We start from the raw sequence: 4,822 nt of genomic DNA, 5'->3' as shown, positions 1-4,822 counted from the left end.
GGCCTCCATCTCTACCCCCGTCCGGCCATTCAGGCGACACAGCGCCGTAACGTTGACCCAACCGTTGTCGTGGTCGATCTCGAAGTCCACCGACACCTTGGAAAGCGCCAAGGCGTGGCACAGCGGTATCAGCTCGTGGGTGCGCTTGGCCGCTTGAATACCGGCGATGCGCGCCGTGGCCAGCACATCACCCTTGGGCAAGGCACCGTCCGTCAGCAGCTGAAGCGTCTGAGCGCTCATCACGATTCGTCCAGAGGCAACGGCCTCTCGGCGTGTCTCAGCCTTGTCGCCAACATCGACCATGTTGGCTTCGCCTTGGGCATTGAGGTGGGTTAACTGCATCGTGTCACCTTTTGCTAGCAATCAGAGAGTGGCGCTGCTCGGCAGCCCAGTCGAACACCCAGCGGGCAATACCATCAATGTCGTCGAGGTTCAGCCGCATCACATCCTCACGCAGAGGCACAGGCACCGCGCCACTCAGCGCAACGGCCACCCCATGCGGGTCATCGAGGATGTGCGCATCACCAATGCCCTCTCGGTAGAGCACCAGCTTGGCGATGGGCCAGGCTTTGAAGCCTTCGACGATGACCAGGTCAGGTGCATGCGGTGCCATGAGCGAAAGCAGATACGCCAGATCCGGCTCTTCCTCTGTCGGCATATCCATCATCAGTGCCAGACGGCGACTCGATGCCACCAGCATCGGGGCCGCTCCGGCCTTGCGCAACTGGTAACTATCCTTGCCAGGCTGGTCCACCTCGAACTGATGATGGGCATGCTTGATCACCGCCACCGAGAGGCCAAGCGCCCGCAGCCGGGGCAGCAGCTGTTCGAGTAGCGTGGTCTTTCCCGTCCCGCTCCAGGCGGCAACACCCAGTACCGGAAATGCACAGCGCAGTGGTTCACTCATGGCATACCTCGTCAACTGAGCGACTATTCGCCCTCTTTCTCTGCAGGCAACAGCCAGTTTAACGCAATGCCCACCAGGGCCGCCAAACTTACCCCCTGCAGGGTGAACTGACCACCCCCGAACTGCATACCGCCAATACCAAAGACCAGAATCAGCGACACCACCACCAGATTACGCGCCGCCGTCAGCGACTGCCCTGCGCGCACCAGGGTATTCATGCCCACCACGGCAATCGAGCCAAACAGCAGAGTCATGATGCCGCCCATCACCGGACCGGGAATGGTTTGCAGCAAGGCACCCAGCTTGCCGACGAATGCCAGCACGATGGCCAGCACGGCGGCAATCACCATGTATTTCGGATTGAACGCCTTGGTCAGTGTCACCGCGCCGGTCACTTCGGAATAAGTGGTATTGGGCGGACCACCGAACAGCGCCGCCGTGGTGGTGGCCAGGCCGTCACCCAGCAGCGTGCGATGCAGGCCGGGTTTTTCCAGGTAGTTCTTACGAGTCACCGAACCAATCGCCACCATGTCGCCGATATGCTCGACGGCAGGCGCGATGGCCACCGGAATCATGAACAGAATTGCGGCCCAGTGAAAGCTGGGAGCCGTAAAGTTGGGCACCGACAGCCAGGCCGCTTCCCTGACCGGGGTAAAGTCGACCACTCCCATCAGCAGGGCCAGTAGGTAGCCCACTGCAATGCCGCCCATGATGGGCACCAGCCGCAGCAGGCCACGCCCGAACACGGCCAGCACCAGCGTCACCATCAGGCTGGCCATGGAGAGAAAGATCGCCGCACCGTAGCCAATGTTGTCACTGGTCTCACCGGTGGCCATGCTAACCGCCACCGGCGCCAGGGCAAGACCAATCACCATGATGACCGGCCCCACCACCACCGGTGGCAACAGGCGGTGCAGCCAGGCCGTGCCTTTCAGCCGTACGGCCTGTGAAATGGCCACGTATACCAACCCGGCGGCCATCAGCCCGCCCATGGTGGCAGAGACTCCAAAGCTGGCAATCGACCCCTGAATAGGCGCAATGAAGGCAAAGGAGGAAGCCAAAAAGACTGGTACCGTCTGGCGCGTAATGCCATGAAAGACGAGGGTGCCCACCCCAGCGGTAAATAGGGCCACGCTGGGGTCCAGGCCCGTCAGCAGCGGCACCAGCACCAAGGCACCAAATGCGACGAACAGCATTTGTCCGCCGGTCAGCAGTAGTTTAGGCCACGACTCTTGTGCAGTATTGGTTGTCATTGCACTACTCCAGGAAGGTCTATCGATAATAACGGAGGCAAAAAGAATGCCCCCAACGCGGCGCGTAAGGGGCTTTATGTCGCGGAGCGCTTAACGCGTTCCGAAAATCTTGTCGCCGGCATCTCCCAGGCCGGGGACGATGTAGCCATTCTCATCGAGTCGGTCATCTACCGACGCGGTGTAGATTTCTACATCAGGATACGCATCCTGCACCCGTTTGATCCCTTCAGGGGCAGCCACCAGCACGATCACTTTCATGTGTTCACAGCCGCGCTCACGCAGCATGTCCAGTGTCGCCACCATGGAACCACCGGTTGCCAGCATGGGGTCGATGACGATCGCCATGCGCTCTTCGATATCGTTGGCAAACTTGGCAAAGTACGGCACCGGCTGCAGCGTTTCCTCGTCACGGTAAAGGCCTACAACGCTCACCCGGGCACTGGGAATGAGGTCGGTCACGCCTTCCAGCATGCCCAGGCCCGCTCGCAGAATGGGCACGATGGTGACTTTTTTACCCTTGAGACGCTGTGTGGCGATGGGTTCACCGTTCCATCCCTGGATCTCGTGATCTTCGAGCTCCAGGCCCTTGGTCGCTTCGTAGGTCAACAGCTTGGCCACTTCACCTGCCAGCTCACGAAAACTTTTCGTGCTCAGGTCGACTTCACGCATGAGTCCCAGTTTATGCTGAACAAGCGGATGATTAATGGCGTAAACACTCATGGGACTACCTCACTGCAGGGGATTCGGGATGGCGGCCTTGATCGCATTGAACACGCGCTCAAAATTGCGCGCCATTCTACCCGCAACTGACCATCAGGTTAAGGGGTTTCCGGCAATTGCCACGTAATCGGCGTGCGCCCCTGCTGCTGGAGGAACTGATTTGCCTTGGAAAAGTGGTGATTCCCAAAGAACCCCCGATGCGCCGAGAGCGGCGAAGGGTGCGGCGACTCCAGTACCAAATGGCGCTGGGTATCGATCAGCGCTTTCTTCTGGCGGGCATGGCTGCCCCAGAGCAGAAATACACAGGGCTCGCCGTACTGGCTGACGGTTTCGATGGCCCGGTCGGTGAACACCTCCCAGCCCTTGCCGCGATGCGACGCCGCATTGCCCTGCTCCACGGTCAGTGCAGTGTTCAGCAACAACACGCCCTGTTTGGCCCAGGGCTCCAGGAAGCCATGGCGCACCGGCGTAAAGCCTACGTCCGCTGCCAACTCTTTATAGATGTTGACCAGCGACGGCGGCACCGGCACGCCCGGCTGCACCGAGAAACACAGGCCATGCGCCTGGTTGGGGCCGTGGTACGGGTCCTGGCCGAGAATGACCACCTTGACCGACGCCAGCGGGGTCAGCTCAAACGCACGAAACCAGTGGGACGAATGAGGATAGATGACCTTTCTGGCCGCTTTTTCCTGAGCCAGAAAAGCTTTCAAGGCCGACATGTAGTCGGCCTCGAACTCTTGCCCCAGCCACTGTTGCCAGTCATTGGGTAGCGGAGTCGGCATGTTACTTCTTCATCTGGTCGGCGAGAGGCTCGACATAGGCAATGCCCATATCCCAGGGGAACTGAATCCAGCACTGCTGTGCCACTTCGGTCAGGTACTGATCCACCAGCGGCCGACCTTCGGGCTTGGCGTAGATGGTCACGAAATGCGCCTTGGGAAGCATTTCACGCACCGCACGCGCCGTCTTGCCGGTGTCGACCAGATCATCCACCAGCAGCCAGCCTTCGCCGTCGTGGTCGACGCCCTTCATGATGTCCAGGCCACCCTGGTTCATGTGGTCGTAGCTCTTGATGCAGATCGTGTCGATCAGGCGGATGTTGAGTTCACGGGCAATCAGCGCCGCAGGAATCAATCCGCCTCGGGTAATCGCCACGATCCCCTTGAAGTCACGCTCGATCAGCAAATGGCACAGCTGACGAACGTCACGATGAATCTGATCCCAGGAGACGGTGAAGTGTTGGTGGTAGCGTTCGCTGCTCATGGGGCGTTACTCGTCTTCATTAAAGGAACAGACCGCGAATACGCTGTAGCCCGCATCGCGAATTTTGGTAGAGCCACCCAGTTCAGGCAGGTCGATGATCGTTGCTGTCTCGACGACCTGGCCGCCGCAGCGCTGAATGAGGTTGGCCGCTGCCAGCATGGTACCGCCGGTGGCAATCAGATCATCCATCAACAAAATACGGTCATTCTGCTGAAAAGCGTCGGCGTGCAGCTCGACTTCCGAATGACCATATTCCAGCGTATAGGTCTCGCTGATCGTCTTGAACGGCAGCTTGCCCTTCTTGCGCACCGGCACGAAGCTGCAGCCCAGCTCATAGGCCAACGGGGCGCCAATAATGAAGCCACGAGCGTCAATCGCCGCGATGGCATCCAGGTTCATCTCCTGGTAGCGGTGCACGAAGCTATCGATCAGCTTGCGAAAGGCAGCGCTGTTTTGCAGCAGCGGAGTGATGTCACGGAAGTTCACTCCTTGCTCAGGCCAGTCAGGAACCGTGCGAATAACGGACTTAATGTAATCGCCGTAGATGCTCATCGCGTCTCTCATTGATTAGTCAAAATGCGGGCAGTTAGCCCAGGAACAGGAATTTTGCTGCAAACAGCAGCGCCAGCACCACCACTGCCGGGTTCAGATCACTAAACCGGCCGGACAGAGTCTTGAT

At 59.3% G+C, this 4,822-nt stretch carries 7 protein-coding genes; all 7 read right to left on the bottom strand.

The features are described from left to right. The coding region (gene moaC / locus B7L71_RS11635; protein WP_081138104.1) for a cyclic pyranopterin monophosphate synthase MoaC at window positions 1-342 on the bottom strand (342 nt) is incomplete at its 3' end. A gap of 4 nt (window positions 343-346) precedes the next feature. Next, entirely contained in the window at window positions 347-907 is a 561-nt protein-coding gene (mobB, locus tag B7L71_RS11630; protein ID WP_081138102.1) for a molybdopterin-guanine dinucleotide biosynthesis protein B, read from the bottom strand. A gap of 23 nt (window positions 908-930) precedes the next feature. Next, the gene (locus B7L71_RS11625) at window positions 931-2,160 is read right to left on the bottom strand and encodes a uracil-xanthine permease family protein (RefSeq protein WP_081138100.1); all 1,230 of its coding nucleotides are present in this window, start codon (window positions 2,158-2,160) and stop codon (window positions 931-933) included. 90 nt (window positions 2,161-2,250) lie between these two features. Next, a complete protein-coding gene (gene upp / locus B7L71_RS11620) occupies window positions 2,251-2,880 on the bottom strand; it encodes a uracil phosphoribosyltransferase (protein ID WP_016914005.1) in 630 nt (209 codons plus the stop codon). A 98-nt stretch (window positions 2,881-2,978) separates the two neighbouring features. Beyond that, on the bottom strand, window positions 2,979-3,662 hold the full coding sequence (ung, locus tag B7L71_RS11615) for a uracil-DNA glycosylase (RefSeq protein ID WP_081138098.1): 684 nt from the start codon (window positions 3,660-3,662) through the stop codon (window positions 2,979-2,981). Between the two features lies 1 nt (window position 3,663). Beyond that, window positions 3,664-4,143: a xanthine phosphoribosyltransferase gene (gene gpt, locus B7L71_RS11610; protein WP_016914007.1), complete on the bottom strand. Its 480-nt coding sequence runs from the start codon at window positions 4,141-4,143 to the stop codon at window positions 3,664-3,666. 6 nt (window positions 4,144-4,149) lie between these two features. Then, window positions 4,150-4,695 carry an adenine phosphoribosyltransferase gene (locus tag B7L71_RS11605; protein ID WP_039182221.1) on the bottom strand — a complete coding sequence of 182 codons (546 nt, stop codon included), beginning with the start codon at window positions 4,693-4,695 and terminating at the stop codon, window positions 4,150-4,152. Between the last annotated feature and the right edge of the window lie 127 nt (window positions 4,696-4,822).

It is taken from the genome of Halomonas sp. BC2, from assembly GCF_002078115.1.
Classification (GTDB): domain Bacteria; phylum Pseudomonadota; class Gammaproteobacteria; order Pseudomonadales; family Halomonadaceae; genus Vreelandella; species Vreelandella stevensii.
Note: the sequence above shows the minus strand (reverse complement) of the source record. Positions and strands in the feature narration are given on the sequence as shown.

Excerpts from the sequence above, each read along its gene's own strand:
- mobB (WP_081138102.1), bottom strand. The coding sequence starts at position 907 with ATGAGTGAACCACTGCGCTGTGCATTTCCGGTACTGGGTGTTGCCGCC.
- B7L71_RS11625 (WP_081138100.1), bottom strand. The coding sequence starts at position 2,160 with ATGACAACCAATACTGCACAAGAGTCGTGGCCTAAACTACTGCTGACC.
- upp (WP_016914005.1), bottom strand. The coding sequence starts at position 2,880 with ATGAGTGTTTACGCCATTAATCATCCGCTTGTTCAGCATAAACTGGGA.
- ung (WP_081138098.1), bottom strand. The coding sequence starts at position 3,662 with ATGCCGACTCCGCTACCCAATGACTGGCAACAGTGGCTGGGGCAAGAG.
- gpt (WP_016914007.1), bottom strand. The coding sequence starts at position 4,143 with ATGAGCAGCGAACGCTACCACCAACACTTCACCGTCTCCTGGGATCAG.
- B7L71_RS11605 (WP_039182221.1), bottom strand. The coding sequence starts at position 4,695 with ATGAGCATCTACGGCGATTACATTAAGTCCGTTATTCGCACGGTTCCT.